This is a genomic window from Pararhodospirillum oryzae (genome assembly GCF_007992075.1).
Classification (GTDB): Bacteria; Pseudomonadota; Alphaproteobacteria; order Rhodospirillales; family Rhodospirillaceae; genus Pararhodospirillum; species Pararhodospirillum oryzae.
Genome location: NZ_BJZO01000004.1, coordinates 38,108 through 60,029 on the forward strand (window position 1 = coordinate 38,108; position 21,922 = coordinate 60,029).

Annotated in this window: 15 protein-coding genes and 1 tRNA gene; 8 read left to right on the top strand and 8 right to left on the bottom strand. The window is 58.6% G+C overall.

Features of this window, described 5'->3' with window-relative positions; all coding sequences use genetic code 11:
- Positions 1 to 35 precede the first annotated feature (35 nt).
- Both prsR and prsK read right to left on the bottom strand, forming a co-directional pair.
- The gene (prsR, locus tag ROR02_RS01315) at positions 36 to 1,457 is read right to left on the bottom strand and encodes a PEP-CTERM-box response regulator transcription factor (protein WP_147162202.1); all 1,422 of its coding nucleotides are present in this window, start codon (positions 1,455 to 1,457) and stop codon (positions 36 to 38) included.
- A gap of 1 nt (position 1,458) precedes the next feature.
- Positions 1,459 to 3,555 (bottom strand): XrtA/PEP-CTERM system histidine kinase PrsK, encoded by a 2,097-nt coding sequence (gene prsK, locus ROR02_RS01320; RefSeq protein ID WP_170244909.1) that lies wholly within the window; start codon positions 3,553 to 3,555, stop codon positions 1,459 to 1,461.
- Positions 3,556 to 4,225: 670 nt separating this feature from the next.
- Between prsK and ROR02_RS01325 the strand changes: the two genes are divergently transcribed.
- The gene (locus tag ROR02_RS01325; protein WP_218032744.1) at positions 4,226 to 5,410 is read left to right on the top strand and encodes an ExeA family protein; all 1,185 of its coding nucleotides are present in this window, start codon (positions 4,226 to 4,228) and stop codon (positions 5,408 to 5,410) included.
- Between the two features lie 57 nt (positions 5,411 to 5,467).
- Here ROR02_RS01325 and ROR02_RS01335 read toward each other — a convergent pair whose 3' ends face one another.
- From ROR02_RS01335 to ROR02_RS01350, 4 genes are all read right to left on the bottom strand, one after another.
- Complete coding sequence (locus ROR02_RS01335; RefSeq protein WP_147162204.1) at positions 5,468 to 6,715, bottom strand: glycosyltransferase family 2 protein; 1,248 nt, start codon at positions 6,713 to 6,715, stop codon at positions 5,468 to 5,470.
- Entirely contained in the window at positions 6,712 to 7,713 is a 1,002-nt protein-coding gene (locus tag ROR02_RS01340) for a glycosyltransferase family 2 protein (protein ID WP_147162205.1), read from the bottom strand. Before ROR02_RS01340 ends, ROR02_RS01335 begins: the two co-directional genes overlap by 4 nt.
- A gap of 86 nt (positions 7,714 to 7,799) precedes the next feature.
- The gene (gene galE / locus ROR02_RS01345; RefSeq protein ID WP_147162206.1) at positions 7,800 to 8,801 is read right to left on the bottom strand and encodes a UDP-glucose 4-epimerase GalE; all 1,002 of its coding nucleotides are present in this window, start codon (positions 8,799 to 8,801) and stop codon (positions 7,800 to 7,802) included.
- Positions 8,802 to 9,097: 296 nt separating this feature from the next.
- Positions 9,098 to 10,471: an undecaprenyl-phosphate glucose phosphotransferase gene (locus tag ROR02_RS01350; RefSeq protein ID WP_170244910.1), complete on the bottom strand. Its 1,374-nt coding sequence runs from the start codon at positions 10,469 to 10,471 to the stop codon at positions 9,098 to 9,100.
- Between the two features lie 591 nt (positions 10,472 to 11,062).
- Between ROR02_RS01350 and ROR02_RS01355 the strand changes: the two genes are divergently transcribed.
- From ROR02_RS01355 to ROR02_RS01385, 7 genes are all read left to right on the top strand, one after another.
- On the top strand, positions 11,063 to 11,722 hold the full coding sequence (locus ROR02_RS01355) for a hypothetical protein (protein WP_147162208.1): 660 nt from the start codon (positions 11,063 to 11,065) through the stop codon (positions 11,720 to 11,722).
- Between the two features lie 111 nt (positions 11,723 to 11,833).
- The gene (locus ROR02_RS01360) at positions 11,834 to 12,745 is read left to right on the top strand and encodes a response regulator (RefSeq protein ID WP_147162209.1); all 912 of its coding nucleotides are present in this window, start codon (positions 11,834 to 11,836) and stop codon (positions 12,743 to 12,745) included.
- 82 nt (positions 12,746 to 12,827) lie between these two features.
- The gene (locus ROR02_RS01365) at positions 12,828 to 15,230 is read left to right on the top strand and encodes a tetratricopeptide repeat protein (RefSeq protein ID WP_147162210.1); all 2,403 of its coding nucleotides are present in this window, start codon (positions 12,828 to 12,830) and stop codon (positions 15,228 to 15,230) included.
- Between the two features lie 164 nt (positions 15,231 to 15,394).
- Positions 15,395 to 16,858 carry a lipopolysaccharide biosynthesis protein gene (locus ROR02_RS01370; RefSeq protein WP_147162211.1) on the top strand — a complete coding sequence of 488 codons (1,464 nt, stop codon included), beginning with the start codon at positions 15,395 to 15,397 and terminating at the stop codon, positions 16,856 to 16,858.
- A gap of 135 nt (positions 16,859 to 16,993) precedes the next feature.
- Positions 16,994 to 17,887: a glycosyltransferase family protein gene (locus tag ROR02_RS01375; RefSeq protein WP_147162212.1), complete on the top strand. Its 894-nt coding sequence runs from the start codon at positions 16,994 to 16,996 to the stop codon at positions 17,885 to 17,887.
- 35 nt (positions 17,888 to 17,922) lie between these two features.
- On the top strand, positions 17,923 to 18,924 hold the full coding sequence (locus ROR02_RS01380) for a glycosyltransferase family 2 protein (RefSeq protein WP_147162213.1): 1,002 nt from the start codon (positions 17,923 to 17,925) through the stop codon (positions 18,922 to 18,924).
- 312 nt (positions 18,925 to 19,236) lie between these two features.
- Complete coding sequence (locus ROR02_RS01385) at positions 19,237 to 20,283, top strand: acyltransferase family protein (protein WP_147162214.1); 1,047 nt, start codon at positions 19,237 to 19,239, stop codon at positions 20,281 to 20,283.
- A gap of 555 nt (positions 20,284 to 20,838) precedes the next feature.
- Here the strand turns inward: ROR02_RS01385 and ROR02_RS01390 are convergent.
- Positions 20,839 to 20,929 (bottom strand) — tRNA-Ser (locus tag ROR02_RS01390).
- Positions 20,930 to 21,079: 150 nt separating this feature from the next.
- Complete coding sequence (locus tag ROR02_RS01395; RefSeq protein ID WP_147162215.1) at positions 21,080 to 21,694, bottom strand: Panacea domain-containing protein; 615 nt, start codon at positions 21,692 to 21,694, stop codon at positions 21,080 to 21,082.
- Positions 21,695 to 21,922: the final 228 nt, after the last annotated feature.

The following is a 21,922-nucleotide window of genomic DNA, read 5'->3' on the forward strand; positions in this document are numbered from 1 at the left end:
AGGCAACCGCCTTGATCGCCGCCCCATCCGGCGCCCTATTCATCCCCCCGGGGGATTCCCAAGGACTTGATCAGGGAATAAAGAGTCGGACGGCTGACCCCCAGGATACGCGCCGCCTTCTGAATATTGTTGTCGGTCATGGCCAACGTCCGGTTGATCAGGTGGCGCTCGGCGTCTTCCCGAGCGGCCCGCAAGGTCGGCAGGTCGTCGCCTTGATCCATCGGCGCCGCCCCGGTCTCCAGGGCGCCGTCGACGGGAAAGGAGGCCAATCCCAGGTCCTCGGCCGTGATGACCCCCTGCCCGACCACGATGCCCCGCTTGATCCGGTTTTCCATCTCGCGCACGTTGCCGGGCCAGGCATACGCCTGCATCCGGTCGAGGGCGGTGGGGGAAAACGCCTGTGGCGGTGTCGCAACCGTGTGGCGGTGCTTGGTCAGCAAATGGCGGGCAATGGGCACAATGTCCTCGGGCCGCTCGCGCAAAGGAGGCAGCGCGATATCGAATTCGTTCAAACGGAAGAACAGATCCTCGCGAAAGCGACCATCGTTACGCATTGCCTCCAGGTTTTTGTTCGTCGCGGCAACGACGCGGACATCAACCGCAATGGGCCGCCGTCCGCCAACGCGATCAATCGTCTTCTCCTGAAGGAAGCGCAGCAGCTTCGCTTGCAAGGCCAAGGGCATGTCCCCGATTTCGTCCAGGAACAAGGTGCCGGCGTGGGCTTGCTCCACCTTGCCGATGACCCGCCCCACGGCTCCCGTGAAGGCCCCCTTTTCGTGACCGAACAATTCACTTTCAAGCAACGCGTCTGGAATCGCCGCGCAGTTGATCGCGATGAAGGGTCCTTCCGCTCGCGGACTCCAGCCATGGATGGCCTTGGCCAGCATGTCCTTGCCCGACCCGCTTTCCCCGGTCAATAAAACGCTGACGGTCGATGCCGCCGCCTGGCGGGCCAGGGAACAGACCTTGTGCATTGCGGGACTGCTGGCCACCAAGCCGGCCGCCGTGGAAGCGACCGGCGCATCGTCCGCCCCGGAAGGTAGCGCTTGCAGGTCGGATTGCAGCTTGTAGTAATTCCAGGCCCGCTCCACCATCACCCCCAGCACGGCGGCATCAATGGGCTTGGCGTAATAGTCACACGCGCCCAGGCCGATCGCCATCAGAGCATTGCGCCGGTCTTGATTGCCCGAAGCGACGATGACCCGGGTCAACGGTTGGCGGGCCTGGATTTCGCGCAGGATGGCCAGACCCTCGGTGGCATTGTCGCAATCGGGGGGCAAGCCGAGGTCGAGAATGACAATGGGCGGTCTTTCGCGTTCAAAGAGTTCCAGCGCCGAGCCTCGATCTCCGGCCAGCAGAACCGGATAGGCCGAAAGCGCCCATTTCAGTTGCACTCGCAAACTTCGCTCGTCGTCGACAATAAGGATGCGCGGCAGATCGGACGGTTCGGACGCCATGCTAGACCTCTGCCTTGACGGAGTCGGCGGTGGTCCCGACGGGAAGACGGGCAAGTCGGATCCGCATGCTGGTTCCCGTTCCGGGGCGGGTTTCCACCTCCAGGCGCCCCTTCATATCGCGAATCAGTTGCATGGCCTGATAGGCACCGACTCCACTGCCCTGGGGCTTGCTGGTTTCAAGGGGACGGAACAGACGATCCCGGACGAACTCCGGCGTCATGCCCGGGCCATCGTCGACAACCTCGATCACCCCACTATCGGCGCAAGCGCGGACCTCAAGGACGACACGACCTCGCGGCCCGGCCGCGTCGATGGCATTCTGAATCAGGTGGTCGAGAGCGACCGCCAGTTGCTCGGACGCCCCCACGACGGCCACTTCGTCGGGCGGCGCCTTGAAGATCAGCGTCGGGAACGACGTTCGCCAGTGTCGCGCCACCGCCGCGCCGACCGCCCCCAGGTCGAAGCCCGCCAAGGGAAGATCCCGCCGCCCCCCGTCGCTCTCCTTGCCCAGGTGCACCAGCATCGTTTTCAGGCGTTGGGCCGCGTCGGCGACGGTCACGATTATGTCTTCTTGAAAACACGGGTCGGCGCCGTGCTGCTCGGCGTTTTGGACCATCAGCGACAACTGAGTCACGACGTTCTTGATATCATGAACGACGAAGGCGAAGCGGCGATTGAATTCGGCCAGCCGGCGGGTATCCATCAGCTCGCGCGACGCGCGTTCTTCCGCCAGATAGCCGGCCACCTGGGCCCCCACCGTCTTCAACAGATCGAATTCCTCCCACCCCAGACACCTCGGGGCGGAGCGTGCCTGCCCCAAGACCATCACCGCCTCAAGAACCCGGTTGTGCAGCAACGGGACGATCACCCAAAGCCGGGGAGTCTCGGCGAACCACGCGGGCAAGATCAGACCGTCGTACCGCTCCGGCTCGGCCAGACACTCGCCGATGTCGATGATCCAGCCGGTGCGATTCAAAAAGCCAATCAGCGGTTCATCGCCGGCGATGGTCGGCACGTCGGTGGTCAGGTTCAAGGTCGCGGCGGCCGTGTAAAGATCGATCGGCCGCTGCAAGATCCACAACACCCCCCCCTGGCAATGCACGGCCTCGGCCACCGCCTGCAACGCCCGGTTCTGCAACGAAACCGTCGAATTCGGCGACGCCATTTTCCCGATGAAATTGAGCCAAACCTCCCGGTAATCGTACTTGAGGCGAAAAAAATGCTTGCCGATCAACACCGACAATCGGGCCCGGACCGAGGCGGAGCGCAACACCAGCAACAGCAAGGTCGCGGCCAGCCCCAAGAACAGGACTTGGGCGGTACGCCCCCAGTCGTCGCTCCACAAGCGCAGGTACGTCCCCAGGAACGACATCAAAATCAGATAGGTCCCGGCCCCGATCAGCATCGTCGATTGAAAAACCATTCGTCGGGACAGGCCGAACGGCCGCCGGCCCGGCCACAGCATCACGCCGGCCAGAACAAGCGCCGACAGGGCAATGACGACCGAGCGGGTGGCGTCGAACCAGGGATCGACTTCTCCTACCAGAATAAGACGAACGTAATAAAAAAGATCGAAAATACCAAGCCCCCCCAGGGTCAGGAAGAATATCCGTTCCGGGGTGTTCGCCTGCTCCACCGAGCCATGCAGAAGGGATTCGACGAGCAAGATCAGGGCAACGTCCAAGAGGATGTGCAAAACGGCCCCATAGGTCCACGCCCGGTGCGGATCGGCCAGGGCAAACCCGGCTCCCGCCAGCGGCACGCACAGCACGGCCCCGACCAGGATCAGAAGGGGGAGCCCCCCGACCCGCCGCCTCGCGATCCCCTTGTCCCCCACGCCGGACAGCAACAGCACCAGGACCAAGGCACTGGCGCGACCCAGTTCAAGCACCAGCAAACCAATCGGCCCCACCGGCACAAGCGCTCCCACCCCCCTGGCCGCCGTCACAAGGCACGCCCCTCCCAGACACGTCCGTCCGAGGCGCGAGGCAAGCCCTTTCCAGGCCACGACCGACAAGAAGAGATAAAACACCACGGACAGGGCAAGACCGTATCGCTCGATACCATGGGGCGACAGGATCACAAGGGAATCAGGCATTCGGAGCCCCATCAGGCGATGGCCAGGCGGTCGCGACACCGCCGCACCCCACCGCAGGCCCTGGAAGAGTCCCTCCGAAGGCCCTGTTCGGAAGAAACGCGGCCGTCCTGGCGCGCCCCCCCGACAGAAGGTCTCCGTCGAAAAAAACGGTCTTGAAACGCATATCCTCGGCTCTCCAGGGGCCCCTTGATTTCCGAGGGCCACTCGTTGGCGACAAAGCGTCCCCCGTCTTGGCAGCGGTGCCCCCTCGGGGGACGGCTTCACGCAGATCAGCAATCAGAACGCAACTAAATAAGATTCAGCCCTAAATGGATGCAGACGCCTCTTCACTCACCCGAAAGCTTATATCTCAGTCCAGAAAACTGGAATAGAGATAATTTTACGCATATTGATCGCATATTTTTTCCTCGCCGCCCCCTCCCGCCCACGGCACAACCGAAGAGGACAGGGCCCCTGCGCACGGAAGGACAGAGCTCCGAACGGAGGGCGCCCACCGCTTCCTGACGCCACCCGCCCGACCCCGTCACAGTACCCTGGCAATCCCAGCCGAATTTCAAAAAATTTATCATAATTTGCCGCGAATTGGCCTATTGTGTAAAGGGGAGGCAAGGAGAAATCCGGCTGGCCATTCCGAAGAGAGAGTTGTTTTGTTTCATCTGGAACATTCAAAATGTACGAAAATTTTTACAGCCTGAATCGCAAACCTTTTTCACTGCTCCCGGATGCGGAATTCCTGTTTCCCAGCCGGAAGCACAAACAAGCGATAAACCTGCTTGACTACGGATTGATGAGTCAGGCCGGCTTTATCGTGATCAGCGGTGATGTCGGATCTGGCAAGACAACCCTGATTCGAAGGTATCTGAAACAGGATCATCCCGACGTGACCGTCGGCCTCATCACCAACTCCGGCTCGACGTACGGACATTTGATGATGTGGGTCGCGACCGCTCTAGACGTAAATCACCATGGGCTTGACCCCGTCCAGTTACACGAAAAATTACTGGAATTTCTTCTTGATCAGTATGCGAAAGGTAAAAGAACGGTCCTGATTGTCGATGAAGCACAGAATTTGACCGTCGAAAATCTTGAACATCTGCGCATGATGTCGAACATCAACAACGAAACAGATTTAATTATCCAAATAATCCTTCTTGGACAGCCGGAGCTTCTTGAAAATCTCAAAAAACCAGAACTGAGGCAGTTTGTTCAAAGAATATCGGTTCACTACCACCTCACCCCCTTAAGTGCCATTGAAACAGCCCTTTACATTCGCCATCGACTTACAATTGCAGGTTCGTCATCTGAAATTTTTACACACTCAGGCTGCGCGGCTGTACACTATTTCACCAACGGGGTCCCCCGCCTGATCAATCTTCTCTGCGATGTGGCCTTGGTGTACGGATTCTCGGAAGACTTTTCAAAAATCGAGGCTCCAACGATCATAGACGTCGTGCTTGATCGCACCGAAACCGGGCTCAGCCCTTTTACCGCCATTCCGCCCGAATGGGATCGCTCCCGCCTGGAAACCGAAATTCTCGCCCGCTACCCCTCTCCCGAGGAAATTCCGGCCCCTTCGTTTCCGGTTGCGCCGGCGGTTGTCCCGGCGGCGAGCGGAAGCCCCCCCGCCCCGGAGGAGACGCCCGCCCCAAAGGAAACGCCCGCGTCGGAGGCCCCTTCCAAGCCACATCCCGACGTGCCCCTGCCCGCTCCGGAAGGCGAGGACAGGCCCCTGGCTCCGTGCCAGGACGAGGAACCGACCCACCACGGGGGAACGGTGGTCGTGGCCACGCCGCCCCGCCGCCGAAGAGTGCTGGCGGGTCTTTGGCAGGGCATCACCGGCCGGCAGCGCCGCTGAAAACACGTCCCTTCCCGCACCAAGGCCCTGTTTCCGGGTCCGATGGCCCGTCCGATTTCACGCACTTGGGGCATCCTCGTAAACGCCGGGAATGAGGAACGGCCGCAAGTCGCTGGCAAGAGGCTCGGCGGCAATCAGTCTGGGGGGCGGGTCAAGGCCGGCGAGAGTCGTGGCGAGTCCCACCAGGCAGGACGCGGACACGGCCTCAAGCCCCCTTTGGTCCGCCCCTGGCGGAGTGGCCAGATACCTCGAACGCAGTCCGGCGGCCCGCAACCGGGCCAGGGTGTCCGTTGCCGTGCGCCGATCCGGGCCCAGCACCAGAACGTCGGGCGGACGCCGGCCTGGCGGAGCCAGGCGCCTCCAGGCCGGTTGCAGCCGATTGCGCACCGCCGCCGCCAGGGCCCGGGCCAGCAACACCCCGGCCCGGGGCCGGCTCACGCACAGGCGGGCCGCCTGCAGGGCTTGCCCCTGCTTCAGGGCATCGACCGCGCGGGAGAAATGAAGCGCCGTTCGCAACGAGACCTGGCGCCGCCGGGCCGCGACACGGGCGTCGCCGTCGGGCAATCCGGCAAGAAACCGCTCTCCCGCCGCATGCAAGGCCTCGATATCCGCACTGCGCATGCGGTGCGATGTGGATCCGGCATGACGGCGGTACAGATAAAGAGGGGTCGGAATGACCCGAAACCGCCCCCCGGCCGCCAACAGACGAACCATCAGGTCGTAATCTTCGCCGATGCGCAAGTCAGGATCGTATTCAATCCCGGTTTCAGCCAGCCACTGGCGCCGTATCAGGGGCTTCAGGTATCCAAGGGACGGCACGCGCTCAAACAAACGGTTGGCGTCGATGTAAGCCGGGAGGGAAATCTCGGTGAGACGGGTCCAAGCGGCGCCTTGCAACAGGGGGAAAGCCCGGCGGTAACCGGGTTGGTCATGGAAGGCGATCACGGTGTCGGCGACGATCTCGGCACCGCTGGCCTCTCCTTCGGCGTGCAACAGCTCAAGCCGGCGGGGGTGGATCAGATCGTCGGCATCGACGATCGCAAGCCACGCGCCCCGGGCAGCGGCAACGGCCAAGGCGCGAGCGGCCCCCGGTCCGACGCCCTGCCCGCGCAGAAGACGAATTCGGGGATCCTGGGCGGCATGGGCCAGGCAGCGCCGGGCGGTATCGTCGGTGGATGCGTCGTCCACCACCAGGATTTCGATGTCGCCCAGGCTTTGGGCGCGGACCGAGCGCAAGGCGGCATCCAAGAAACGGCCGGCATTGCGACAGGCCATGATGACGCTGATCGCGATCGGAGTCGTCATCGCCTTGTCTCCCAAAAACCTCGCAGGCAAGAAAAGCTGCGTCGCACCACCTGGTCGCCCAAGTTGGCGAGCAGAAAACCGGTGACGGTGAACGAGCGCCGAAACGGCCGGACCATGCCCCCCCACTCCCGGGCCTTGACCGCGTCGATCAACAGCAGCCACTGAATCCGGGCATCCAGGCTGCGCCCGAGGGCGGCCAGGGCGATCCGCTCCCGGCGGCTGAGGCCGGGACCGTCAAGCGCCAGGGTCCGTTCCAGAAGGCGTTGCAGGTCGGTCCGCCCGTGGCGACCGCTCAACGAACCGACACGCGTGACGCTGACATACCCCAGGGCCGGCACCACCCGAAAACGGGCGCCGGCCCGCAGCGCCCGGGCATACAGGTCGAAATCCTCGCCCAGCCGCAGACCTTCGTCGTAGGCAAGAGCGTGCTGACGCAGGAATTCCAGCCGGATCAGGGGTTTGAAAAAACCAAGCTCCCGACGCGGCCGCCCACGCCGCGCGATGTTGCCCCGCACGAAGGTTTCAAAATCCAACGACCACGGCGCGAAGGCCGCCTGGTCCGACACTGACGGCGTCGTCGCCGGACCAAGGGAATGGTCCTCGACCCGCACCAAGTCATCGGCGACAAAATCCTGATCGGACGCCCAGGCCATCAGCCCGACAAGCCGGCCTGGCAGCAGGTAATCGTCGGCGTCCAGAATCGTCACGAAGGGGGCGCACGCCAGGGCCAGGGCCGCGTTGCGGGCCGCCGCCGGCCCCCGGTTGACCGGCAGGCCGACGGCCACCACCCGGGCGTCCGCGCGGGCCAGGGCTTCGATCCGGGCCAAGGTGTCGTCGATCGACGCGTCATCGACCACCACTACCCGCCCCAGCCCCTCTTGATCCAGCGCGGAGCGGATGGCCCGTTCGATGGTATCGGCCCGGTTCCAGGCGGCGATGATCACGTCCACCCGGGGCCCGTCGCAGACGGCCGACAAGCCCTCCCCCGATTCGCTCATGAACGCCCTCCCGTGCACGGCGCGATGACAAGAACTCCCCGAAAAACACAAGGTGGGGGGATGATGGGGAGCCCCCCCCGCCCCTCTCACCCCGGCGACAACGCGGCCGGGCGCGAGCGCAACGCCGCCACCGCGTGGGCAACGTGATCCGACAAAACGGTGTACCGGGGCCGCCAGCCAAGAAGACCTTCGGCCCGTCGCGGATCGGCAACCAGAACGGCGGGATCCCCGGGCCGACGGGGGGCGACCATGGTCGGGACGGGGCGACCGGTCACCGCGCCGACGGTGTCCACGACGTCGCGGACCGAGGCGCCACGCCCGACGCCCAGGTTGACCACCAGGGAGTCCCCCCCCTCCAGCAGGTGGCGCAAGGCAAGCACATGGGCATCCGCCAGATCGCAGACGTGCACATAATCCCGGATGCAGGTTCCGTCCGGGGTATCATAGTCCGTGCCAAAAACCGACAGCGGGGGGCGGGCCCCGAACGCCGCCTGAATGGCCAGGGGGATCAGATGGGTTTCCGGAGCGTGGTTTTCGGCCAGATCGCCGTCGGGATGGGCGCCGGATGCGTTGAAATAGCGAAGCGCCGCGTAGCGCAATCCCTCGGCGGCGGCGGCGTCGGCCAGCATTTGCTCCACCATGGCCTTGGTCCACCCATAGGGACTGACGGGGTGAAGGGGGTGGTTTTCCGGGATGGGCACCGCGTCGGGCATCCCGTAGACGGCCGCCGAGGATGAAAAAACCAAGATGTCCACTCCACTCGCCCGCATGACGTCAAGAAGCGCCAGTGTCAAGGCGACGTTGTTGCGGTAAAAACGACGGGGGGCGTGGACCGACTCGCCGGCTTCGATGAACCCGGCGAAATGAAGCACCGCAACCGGACGGTAGCGGTCGAACACGGAAAGGAGACGGTCGCGCTCGCTCAGGCACCCTTTTTCCAGCGGCCCCCATTGCACCGCCTCGGCAACGCCACCGACAAGGGAATCATAGACAACCGGCCCATAACCGGCCCGTGCCAGCGCCTTGCACGCGTGGCTCCCGACGAAGCCCGCGCCGCCGGTCACAAGAACAGGGTATTGGCTCCTCATGATCCCGACCGCTCCTTGCTCCGTTCCCCGTCCCGCCGGCGCCAAGGGCCTGGTCGTGGCGATCGCTCCCCCCCGACCAGGGGTGGGAAAAACGGGCCCCGTTGCGCCCAGGACTTACGCCGAAAGAATGGGCAGTGCAAGAAAATCATCCTGGCACCGAAACAATAACATCCCGCGACGCCTCCAGCCCGTCGCCCTGAGCGCGCCGGGCACGTTCATGGATCACGACATACGGGGGTCTGGCTGCACTCAAGGAGCGATTAAAACGCAGAACGAAATGCACAAGAAATAAATAATCAATATACATTCTTGCCGGTAAGAACAAAAACCGTGCGAAACATGATTTCTATATCAAACATGATCGACCAATGTTCCATGTAATAAAGGTCGCATTCGACCCGACGCAGAATTTTTTCCTCGGTGTCGGTTTCTCCTCGCCAGCCCTTGACCTGGGCCCACCCGGTCATGCCTGGTTTTACCTTGTGGCGCACGGCGTATTCCCGCACGACTTCCTGGTAGAGGCGCCCCCCTGCCTTGGCCCGGGTGGCATGGGGCCGGGGGCCCACCAGGGACATGGACCCGTTCAGGACATTCAACAGCTGCGGCAGTTCATCGAGGCTGGTCCGACGCAAGAGGCGCCCGACCCGGGTAATGCGCGGATCGTTCTGGGTGGCGAGGCGCGACGCGCTTTCGTCCCGGGCCTCGTGGTACATGGAGCGGAATTTGTAAACGTCGATCAGGGCGTTGTTGTAGCCGTACCGCTGTTGCTTGAACAGAATCGGCCCCTGGCTTTCCAGCCGGATGGCGAGGGCGCACAGGGCCATCACGGGAGCAAGAAGGACCAGGGCCACCGAGCCCAGCACCAGATCCTCGGCGCGCTTGAGCAAGGCCCCCCACTCGCCCATCGGCCGGCCGACGATATTGTAGACCGGCACCCCCTCGAACCGCTCGAACCCGCTGTTGAGGAAGTGATAACCGATGGCGTCGGGAGCAAGACGGATGTTGGCCGGAATCGGTTTCAGCTTGTCAAGCACCTCCAGCAGGCGTTGTTCCGCTCCCCACGGCAAGGCGATCAAAATGTCGTCGATCGCCTGATGGCGCGACAGCGCGATCAAGTCGTCAAGGGTGCCGGCCGGCTCCACGACGTCGCGGGCCCGGTCCATGCGGTCGTCGAACACCCCCAGGACGCGAACCCCTCCCTCCCCCTGATGCTTGAGCAAGGCCAGCAGGCGCGCGCCTTGCGAGCCGCCCCCGATGACCGCCACCGTGCGGACCAGCCGCTGGCGTCGCGACAGCTCCCCCAATACCAGCGCCCCCCCCGCCCGAACCAGAACCATGGCGAACACCGCGCCGCCGACCAGGGTCAGCGGGCCGTGCAGCGGCCAGCGGAAATAGCTGACAAGGTCCAGAAGAACGAGCCCCGCCCACTCGAAGGTCAGCATCCCCAGGCTGATCACCAGCAGTTTCGTGATCTGGGCCGACATGTTGGCCAGCGCCATCACCCGATAGGCACCGGACGCCGTGAACAGGTACAACACCCCGACGCAGAACAAGGCGTCCGTCCCGCGCCAGATATCGGTGTCGATCCCCCCCGCGCTTTGGGCGTCCAGGTAGGAAAGAGCATACGCCCCCGCCATCAGCGCATGATCAACGAGGGCGAACAAAACCATGACGCACGCCCGGCAAAAGGGGCGCGAGCGAGGGCTCCCGCTCGCCGGCGGCAGGGCGGAGGGGGTGACAAGGCGTGGACTCGGAGACATGCGACCCTCGCGACACGGTTTGAAACGGTCCCGTTTCCGGCCCCTCATACCATGAAAACCAGCCGGGCCAAAAAATTACTGGTTGTAAAAAAAAACGACACTCCGCCCCGCCCGTCCTTGCCCGCCGACGTTTCGCCCCGCCGCCGCCACGGCCGGCTTCGAGGTCGGGAGGACCAGGTTCTTGTTTCTAAAACGGAATGGAGATAACGGATTCCGGCCCGCCCCCCGGATGGGCCGGTCCGAGGAACGCGCCCGCGACCCGGGGAAGGCCCGGCGCCCCTTGCGGACCCCGGGCCCCCTCGCGCCCGGACCCGCTCTGTAAAGCCCCCCGACACCCCCGGGGCCCGACCGCCGCCCGGTCCCCCCAAAAACTGTCGGGATTCTTTACGTCTGGACCGCATAAAAGGAGAACGCTTTGTTTTTTAAAAGAAAATTTCTTTGGCATGGATCGTGCTTACAAGATGGCACGTCAGTCCGGATTACCAGCCAAGGGGCTCAGCCATGCTTACCTTCACGAAAAATCTTTTTGCTGCCGCAGCGCTGGCTGCCGCCAGCCTGATGGTCACCACCGCGTCGCACGCGACGGAAACCTGGGGCGACGAAGCCAATGTGAAAGGCCGCGCGAACGGGACCGCCGTCGTCCTCACGTTCGAAGACTACAGCACGCGCTCCCCGGGAGAGAACTACTACAACTTTACGTGGAACAACCTAAACGTTGTGACAGAATCCAACTACAATGGTCCCGTGGTGAGCAGCCGCGCCACCAAGCCCAATTATGCGGCGTCGCTGACAGGGGTTACTAAGAACAGCCCCTTCTCCCTATCGTCAAACGTCGCGTTCAATGTTGCATCGTTGGATCTCTACAACGACCGCAGGGGCATGAAATACACCGTTTACTACAAGACGAACGCGATGAACAACTGGGCGCATATTTCGGTAGGCGATTACGCCGACGTTCGGTGGGCCGCGAATCTGACGGGCATCACCAGCCTGTCGCTGTACGCGACTCGGGTGAGCGGCACGGGATCGATCGACAACCTGTACGTTGACAACATCTCGACCACCGTGGTTCCGCTGCCCGGGGCCCTGCCCTTGCTGGGAAGCGCGCTGGTCCTGGCCGGTGTCGTGGGCCGGCGCCTGCGCGCCCGCCAGGCCGCCTGATCGCATCCTCGCGGCTTCCACAGGCAAGACCGGTCCCCACGGGGGCCGGTCCTTTTTCCGCCAACGGGTTGAAGGAAAAGTGCTCCACGCGGGCATGAAAGGAGAAAAGGCATGAAACAATACAGCACGGTCAATGCCGTTCTCCATGACCCGGACAATGGGGCCTCGCCGGCGGCCATCGTTTTGCAATCCCTCGGGGTCCGGTCGCTGCGGCGGGCCCGGACCCCGGAGGCCTTGGGGGAGTGCTGCGCCGATCGCCTGATCGACCTGGTGATCTTCGACCACGACGCCGCCCCAAACAACCTTGTCGTGTGGTTGCGCCGACTGCGGACGAAACGGGTGGGCACGAATCCCTTCGCCATCGTCATCGCCCTGGCCAGCGACACCAGTCCCCAAACCATACGCCAGTTGATCAACGCCGGCGTCGATCACGTCGTGCGCAAGCCGTTTCCAACGGAAACCCTGGCCGCGACCATTCAGGCCTATACCCAATCGCGCAAGCCGTTTTCGACCAGTTGCACCTATGTCGGCCCCACCCGGCGCGCGGCCAGCCGCGACTTGGCCGATGCCCGGGGGCTGACCCATGTGCCCAACACCTTGCGGGCCAAGGTGGTTGAAGAGATGGACGAAGGCGACCTGGTGCGCCGGGTGAACCAGGCCAGCGCCTGGCTGGAGGATTCCCTGATCGAGGCCCACGCCGCCCGTCTGGTTCGGCTGGCCGGAACCTTGACCCGGCCCGACCCGGCCCAGGCCCCCGAGGAAACGCTGGACGAAATCGCGACCTTGGTGATGGAACTGCGCCGGCGGATTGGTCAGGCCCTGTCCCCACAGTTGGACAATCTTCTGGGGCTTCTTTCCAGCTTCATCGGCCGCCGCGACGACCGCGACGCCCTGGCCCGGGATCCGCGCCTGGTCGAAAAGCTGACCCAGGCCATCGAACGCGCGGTGCGGGTTGAAAAGGATTCGATCGAGCTGATGGGAGAGATCGTCCATACTATCGTTTCGTCGGACCCCTGCGCCTAACACACCAGGGCCGAGGGTAAACAAAAGGCAACAGGAGCGGCGCGGGACACGGCCCGCCGGATTCCGCCAGAGGGAATGAAGAATGCCGATCAAGAAACGGGCTGGTCGCATGATTTTGGCGGCGGTCCTGGCCGGCCTGCTGGTCTCGGGATGCGACGATCCCGCGGCCAAGGAACGCAAGTACCTGCGACGCGGCAACGATTATTTCCAGTCCGGCGAAATCGACAAGGCCCGGATCGAATACCGTAACGCGCTGCGGCTGATGCCAACCGACGCGGAAGTCCGCTATCGCATCGGCTTGCTGGAAGAACGGACGGGTAATCTGCGCGGGGCTTTCCAGAGTTTCATCGGTGCCGAGCAGCAAGACCCGGGTCACCTGCCGGCGCTGCTGAAACTGGCCGAAATCAATATCCTCACGGACAACCTTGACGATGGCGAGCGCCGCCTGGCCACCGTTTTCGCCGCCGAGCCCGACAATCCCCAGGCCCACGCCTTGCGCGGCGCCTTGTTGCTCAAGCGCCACGACCTTGCCGGCGCCGACGCCGCCGCGACGCGGGCGCTGGCGCTTGAGCCCGACAACGTGGCCGCCATCGCCGTCCGGGCGACCGTTTGGGTGCGCAAGGAACAGACCGGCAAGGCGATGGCCACCCTTGATGACGCCCTGACCCGGCAGCCGGGCAACATGAAATTGTTGACGTTCAAGTTTGAGGTGCTGCGCTCGCTTGATGACGCCCCGGCCGTTGAGGCGACGTTGCGCACCATTCTGGCGGCCCATCCCGAGGAACGGCCGTTCTGGTTCGACCTCGCGGACACCCTGATGACCCAAGAGCGCTTCGACGCCGCCGAACAGGTGCTGCGCCAGGCGATCGCGGCCCATCCTGACGATCTTGATTTCAAGCGGATGCTGGTCTTCCTTCTCGCCGATCACAAGGATCTGGACACCGCTGAAAGGGAGGGTCGCGCCTTCATCGCCGCAGCCCCCGACGAAATCGCTCCCTATTTCTGGATTTCCGAGGTGTTGTTGCGTAACGGGCTGTCGGATCGCGCGACGGCAATCCTGGAAGAGATCGTCGCCCAGCGCAAGACGGAAGTCGCCGGCCTCAACGCGCGGGCATTGCTGGCGCAAATCAACGTCAGCCACGGCAACCGCGCCCTTGCCGATCATCTGATCGAGGCGGTTCTGGAAAAGGCCCCCGGGAACCGAAACGCCCTGTTGCTGCGCGCCTCGCTGGCGTTACAAGATGGCGCCCTGCAAAGCGCGGTCACGGACCTGCGCGCCATTCTTCGCGAACGCGCCAACGACCCGCAGGCCATGCCCCTGCTCGCGGAAACGTTGATGCGCCAGGGCTACTTGAACCTCGCCTTGGACACGGCCAACACCCTGGTCAAGCTCTATCCGCTTGATCCCGGGGCCCGGGTTCGCCTGGCCCAGATCACGGAAGCGAACGGCGACACGGCCCGGGCCTTCGACCTTCTGGAGGAAGCGGCGTCCATCGATCCGGCATTCCCGGTCACCTGGGAAACGCAGGCCCGGCTCCACCTCGCCCATGCCGACTACGACGCCGCGCAAAAGGCCGTGGACGCTCTTGCCCGCCTTCCCGATCAAGGCCTCATCGTCGCCTTTCTGGAGGGGCAGATTCTTCAGGCCACCGGAAAATCGAGTGAGGCACTCTCTCGATACAAACAGGTTCTCCAAACCAGCCTTGACTCGCCGCTTGGGGAACTGGCACTGACCTCCTTCGTTTCAATCTGTAACGAGACGAAGAAACTGGACGAAGCCAAGGCCTTCATCGAGGCCATTCCCGCCCCCACCACCTTTGCCATAACCGTGCTGGGCGAGATCTATCTGACGGAAGGCGATTCCCAGCAGGCGGCCTTCTATTTCGATCAGGCGATCGCCGGCCAGGACAAGCGAGCCGAACCCTTCCTCAATCGCGCCCGGATGGAGAAGCAGGGGAAACATCTTGAAACCGCCGCCGACATCTTGCGCCAGGGGATCGAAATCATCCCGGGCGATATCCGCCTGCCCCTGGAACTGGCCTCGATCTCAAAGGAAATGGGCCGGATTGATCAAGCGATCGACCTCTACGACCGCTTGCTGACCAACAATCCCATGCTGGACGTCGCGGCCAACAACATGGCCTTGCTGATCGCCGACTACAGCTACAACAACAAAAATGCCCTTGATCGCGCGGCCAACGCGGCCGAACGCTTTCTTGGCAGCAACAATGCGGCCGCCCTTGATACCCTGGCATGGGTTTACTATCGCCAGGGCCGCTACAGTGAAGCCCTGGTCCTGGCGGACCGTCTGGTGAGTGCCCCGGCGATTCCACCCGATGTCGCCTTTCACATTGGGGCGATTTACCTTAAGGCGGGGCGAAAAGCCGACGCGGCGGTACAATTGCAGCAGGCCATCAATCCCCCCCAGCCGTACCCCGGCTTGGAAGAAGCGCGAGCCCTCCTGAAAACCGCCCTGGCCCCGTGACGCACCTCCTGCCCCGTCGGCAAAACATGCAAGATCGCCACCGGGAGGCAAGGAAGCCTCCCGGTTCCTATCAGGAAAAGATAAATACCTCTCATTCACTTTCCTAATCAAAAACAACAATATGATGATTTTTTTATAAATGACAAAATCCGGTAGATCAAATCATGAATGAACCTGGAAACGATTGCTCAGTCACACCACAAAATATAAGCCGCAACATTATTTGGAGTATTTCATCAAAGATAGCCACGTTCGGCCTTAAGTTCGTAACAGTTCCTATTCTTGCGCGAATTTTAACACCAGAAGAATTCGGCTCCGTTGCCGTCGCACTGACAACCATCCAATTTCTCGCCATGATTGGAGCCGCAGGCTTTGGAGCTGCACTGATCATCCAACCAGACGAGAATCGGGAAACACTTGCTTCCGTATTCTGGATGAATCTTGCGACCGGGATCACAATAGCGGCCCTGCTTGCTGTGTTTGCGGAACCTGCCGCGACCTTGTTGGGAGCGCCAGGAGCGGCCTCGTTGTTCAGAATCATGGCGCCCCTCATCCCTCTCCAGATGTCTGGAGAGGTATTTTATTCTATTTTGGCAAAAAGAATGAAATTTCGACAAGAGGCCGCATGGAGCATGCTTTCCGATTCTCTAAGTTCTATTTTGGCGGTTATATTTGCTTTTACTGGGTTTGGTGTTTTTTCACTAGTATTTCAATTGTTTACGTCAGCCATTATGCGCCTTATTGGACTTATTTTTATTTCCAAATACATGCCGTTGTTTGTTTTCAATATGAAAAACCTTGCTAATCTGATCAGATTCGGCTCAGGAATCATGTTTTCCGAGATATTCAATTTTCTTACTTTTCAATCACCCATAATATTGATTTCTCGATTTTTGGGAATAATAGATGCGGGAGCTTTTTCTGTCGCCGGACGCGTGTCTTCCATCCCAAATCAAATCGTTTTATCCGCGATTATGAGCGTCTTGTTTCCGACTTTTGGCGCAATGGCACGGGATCGGGGGGCGCAGGCGCTTTTGATAAGCACAAGACTTACGTCAATTGTGCTCGCCCCCATCATGTTTGGGTTGTGGGCGGTGGCAGAACCGGTGATGCCCTTGGTGTTCGGACCCCAGTGGGCCTGGGCTTGGCCGGTTCTCGGATTAACCGCCTTATCGACAGCCGTCCTTACACCGTGCGGAGTCTTCATCCCTTATCTGAAAGGCGGCGGTCATGGCGACACGCTTTTTTGGTGGTCTTTATTCCGAGCCGGCATCACAACAACAACTGTTGGCATTTCTGCTATGCTTGGATCATTAACCGTGACTCTAACGGCTCTTTGCATAGCGAATATCACTATATCTTTCTTATATTGTTTTTTAGTATTCAAAATAGCCGGAACCAATATATTGAGAAGTATTTTTCTTGCTTACAGACCCTTATTAATCGCAGGACTCATGGCGATTATTGTCAAGTTTTCCCTTGATTATGGAGCAAAATATCTTGAAACACCCCTTTCTCGACTCTCCATTGGTTTGTTAACGGGCATTTTTATTTATACCTCTGCGATTTTTTTCGTGGAACGGTCCCTCTTGCAGATTTTTTACAAAAAAATACGTCGTCGTCTGTAAAGCGCGCCACCTCAGGATCATTGTCATTTCCCAACGATCATGGCATACTCGGTGTAACCTGATACTCACCAATAAAACATTAAACCAGATATAGATAATAACCATAAAACAAACGACAAGCAAAGGAACATAAAAATGAAAATTTATTATTACCGTGGAAAACATCCAAATTTCGGAGACGAGTTAAACCAATGGATTTGGCCTAAGCTAATCCCAAACTTTTTTGACAACGACTCAAATACTATTTTTATCGGGATTGGTTCCGTATTAAGCCTCTCCCATGATCATAGCGCAAAAAAAATAGTTTTTGGATCCGGACTTGTAACACACTACGGAAATAAAATACCTAATATCTCAGAAAAAGAATGGGATGTTTTTTTTGTTAGAGGTCCCCGTACGGCTAAATTTTTAAATATTCCTCCGGAAAAAGGGGTTGGTGATTCGGCAATTTTGATAAGAACTCTTGTTAAATCTGCCAGTCAACCACAACCTTTCGTTTCTTTTATTCCTCATTGGGAAAGCCTTGACTCCGGCCATTGGCAGGAAGCATGCCGACTTGCCGGCATCCATTTGATCGATCCACGACAGCCTGTCCAAAAGGTTATCGATCAGCTTCTTGTTTCTCGCCTCGTCATTGCCGAAGCCATGCATGGCGCGATTGTGGCGGACGCCTTGCGCATTCCATGGGTTCCGGTCCTCCCCTTAAACCACCTTCACCGTGAAAAATGGCTGGATTGGTCGGAAGCGCTGGGAATAACACTCCGCCCTTATCGACTTTGGCCCTCCTGTTTAGGCGAGGTAAACGAGAGGTTCCCCCACCGCGCCTCTATTTCTGGCGTGGCTCGTAATCTCCTGGGCACCCCCTTGCACGGTTTCCTCGACCAGGCCTTTCATGAGATTGCGGCACAGCGTTTAATTGTTCTCTCAAGGAAGGATCCTTGTTTAAGTGAGGAAGAAAAAATGAATGACGCAACGAACAAAATGGTAGATTTTATCGAAAAATTTACAAAAAAATACAGATCATTTTAGATTAATATCTCAAAAATAAACGAGGAATAATTAAAATGGGAACCACGATCAGTGTTGTTGTGCCTTATTTCCAAAAAAAACCTGGAATACTAAAACGATCTCTTAGATCTATTTTTAAACAAAATCTTCCATCTGAAACTCACGTCAATATTATTGTTGTTGATGATGGTTCTCCGATTCCGGCGTCTTCCGAATTAATGGAGTTGAATTTTTCTGATTTATTTTCTCTTCACATTATAAAACAAATAAATGGTGGCGTATCAAAAGCCAGAAATACAGCACTTGAAAACATTGATGATATAACGGATTACATTGCATTTATGGATTCAGATGATGTGTGGCATGAAGATCACTTATTATATGCTCTCAAGGCAATGAAATCTGGATGTGATTTTTATTTTTCTGACAATATGAGGTCAGGTTTTCACGAATCATGCTTTTCTACATATTGCCCTCAAATTCATTGTTTTGTCGAAAGAGACTCAAAAACAAAGGGTTTTTCTTATATACCTCGCGATGTTGCGGTTAATTTAATCATTGAATGTTTTGCCGCGCAACTTTCAACCGTTGTTTATAGAAAAAGTCTTTGTAAATCCTTAAGATTCAATGAAGACTTGAAATTTGCTGGAGAAGATATGCTTTTTTTAGTTGATATTTTATCCAAATCTGGAAAAGTAGGATTTTCAAATGAAATTCGTGTCGAATGCCAAGATGGCGTTAATATTTATTTTAGTAATTTAGGTTGGAAGTATCCTGAATATTTTTTTCGAAAAAGAGATCAAATTATATCACATCTTATCATAAAAAAAAGAATACCGCTCACAGCTTCCGGAAAATCAATTAATGACTCGATTATATCTAAATTTCGTCATGACTTTACATTTCATGTAGCTCGCTGCACCATCAAAAACAATTTTAAATTTCCACTGGAAGTGCTTGCTATGTTTAAAAGCGATCCGTATTTCATTTTATTATTTCCAATACTCCTTATCAAGGTTTGCGTATTATATGTGATTGGTAAATATCATCCGTCTTGATCAAAATTAAATGCAATCGGATGTATCAGAACGTGGGTTCGATTGGTGACTTTCGGGAAAGAACAGTCGAATCCATCGCGCTATCGGCTTTTCAGCCGCGTGAAGCGGACGCGGAGACCACGGCACAGACAGAAAGGTCCCGGGTCTCCAGAGGGGGAGAGCCGTTGTCGGATTGCCGTGACTGCCTTGGGCCATTCCCGCCCCACCACCGCAGTGACACGTCGTTGACTGAAGGGAGGGCCCTCCACAAACCCAAGGCGCCGCACGGTGACCCAACGCAGAAAAGAAAGATTTCATGACGAGGAATTCTCCATGAAAACATACGAAATTCACAAATTTTCGTCAAATTCTACCTTGGAAAAGCATCTATCCATTCAACACCTAAGGGCTTTGGCTGCGATATTTGTAATTTTATTTCATACGGAAACACTACACCATGGATACGGTGGAGTTGATTTATTCTTTGTTATTTCTGGATTTGTTATGGGAAAAACCGGATTAATTGAATCTCCCATGAATTTTATGATCAAGCGCATAATACGAATCGTTCCTCTTTATTGGTTTGTAACAATAATTATGTGTGTCGCATCCCTTATTCCTGGATTGTTCCGGCGCTTTTCGTTCGACACACCAAGCCTGATCCAGTCTCTATTGTTTATTCCACATCTGAACGCGGACGGTAAAATCTGGCCCTTGATCATATCGGGCTGGACACTCAATTATGAGATGTTTTTCTACGTTATTTTTTCTATATGCCTTATTATTAAGTGGAGAGCATGGAAAATATCCGTAGTCATGATTGCTCTTGCTGCACTTGGATTCTTTATGTCATCAATACCTTCCCCCGTTATTCAAACTTATACAAGCCCATTGCTATTGGAATTTGCTGCTGGTCTTTTTTTATCAGGACTGCCAGCCCCACGGAATCCACTGTTTTTGGGTGTTGCATGCTTTGTTATAGCAATAGCTCTATATCCTCTCCTGACTTTTCTCGTCGGGGCCGGGGAGGACACGCCCTGGAAGCGGGTGCTCATGCTGGGAATTCCGTCCACGGCCGTGGTTGCCGGGGCCTTGTGGATTGAACAAGCGGGTCTGTGGCCTCGACTCTGGGTTCTGGAAAAAATCGGCGATGCCTCTTATTCTCTTTACCTCCTGCACGGGATTGTCATAGCCTTTGTGCATAAAGTATTGCATTTACCCGAAATCGCTCAAATTTTTATAATTTTATTTTTCAGCATTTCCCTATCAATAATCAGCAACATTCTATTCGAAAAACCAATAAGCCGCGTTTTGCGATCTTTTCTTCTTCGGAAGCGCACCTTCATTCAAAGACCTCCATCCAGCAACCCTTCCCGGTAAAACGTCCACTCACGGAGACGTCCGATAAAGCGGCGACAGCGCATACGGTCTCAATGGGAAGCCCGGGAACGGTGCCTCCCCCGGTTCGAACCGACGGCGCCGACGGTCGCCCCCCCTTTGGCCAAGGAGAGATCGAATGGGCGTCCACAAAAAGGTCGTTGACGGTGTCTCCAGCAGGCCGGAGCTCGGTGTGGCGCCCTGTGTCAGGTGAAGAGCATCACGCCACAGGGGGGGGGATTCAAGCAGAGCCCGGGGGGCCGCTGGGATCGAAGCGGATTTTGCCATCCATGGGCTTGTTTCCCGGCACGATACCGCCTTTGACCACGGGGGCCTCGCTTGCCTCCTCCGAGAAGGGAAAGAAGGTGCGCCTGGGGAAAACGCCCCCGCCTGGGACTGCCGCTGTTGTCCTGCGGGCAACAAGAAAGGCCCCCTTAACGAAAGAGGACCCGTTCGGTTCGAATGGAAAAAACCACCTCATCTCGGAAGACAAAGTGATGCCTTGATGACTGGGCTTTTAAGAAGTACGGTTTTTCTTCAATGTATTAGAAGAAAAACTGGCGGAGGGAGTGGGATTCGAACCCACGATACGCTTTTGGCGTATACACACTTTCCAGGCGTGCGCCTTCGACCACTCGGCCATCCCTCCACCGGGGGCGGACACTACACGGTGCCGCCCGGTCCCACGCTGGAATTCCGTGGGCGGTAGGGGCGGGAACCTACTCATTTCCTTGCGGCTTGGCAACCCCTTAATTTGGGGAAAAAACCCGATCGTGCCCCGCGAGCCGCGCCCCCCTCCTCACGTGCCGCCGTCGTCCTTGCGGCCCTTGGGCACCCAGGGCATGACGTTGACCGGGCGGCCCTTGTGCGAGCGCATCACGCGCGGGCGCAGCACCGTTTCCAGGGCCGGGGCCTCCACGGTGTGGTCCACCCCCTCGGCGGTCGGGTCGGGGCGCAGGACCGGGGGGCGGTCGGGGCGGATCTGGCCGTAGAAGGCCACCATCGCTTCCTCGGTGATCACCGAACGCGGCTCGGAAGCCCAGGCCTCGGCGAACGGCGGATGACGGCGCACCACGCGCGACAGGTGCTCGGCCGAATGCACCCCGAACCGCCGCCAGATGCTATCCAGCACCTGCTTGGCCGCCTCGGACATCTTCACTTCGCTGATCCACGGGCGTTCGTTTTCAAACGCCCGGTACACGTTGGGCTCCAGCGGACCCATCGCGTCGGCGATGAACACGGCGGGCATCAGCCGCCGGCCATTGTGGGCCACGGCGCAATAGGCCTGGGCCAGGAACATCAGGCGGTGCAGTTTTTGCGGTTGCAGGTACTCGCCATCGTTCAAGGCCCGATCCAAAAACCAGTTGGCCACGTCGAACGTGGAATCGACCAGTGGCGGCCGCGTCGAGGTCATGCCAAACAGCCCTTCCCCGTTAGAGTCCGTCCTGTTCCTTTTCAGGGCGAAAGGGACAGATTCTGAATCATTTTGTTTAAGTTTGTCCGGGAAAGGCCGTGCCTTCTTTTCCCCGACATACTCCTGTCGGGCGGACCCCTCTTCCGGTCCGGCCCCTTCTCCTGTTATCCACGGGAGACCGCCGCAAGGCAACCGTTTCCCCGGTACCGGTCCAGGCCGGTCGTCGGG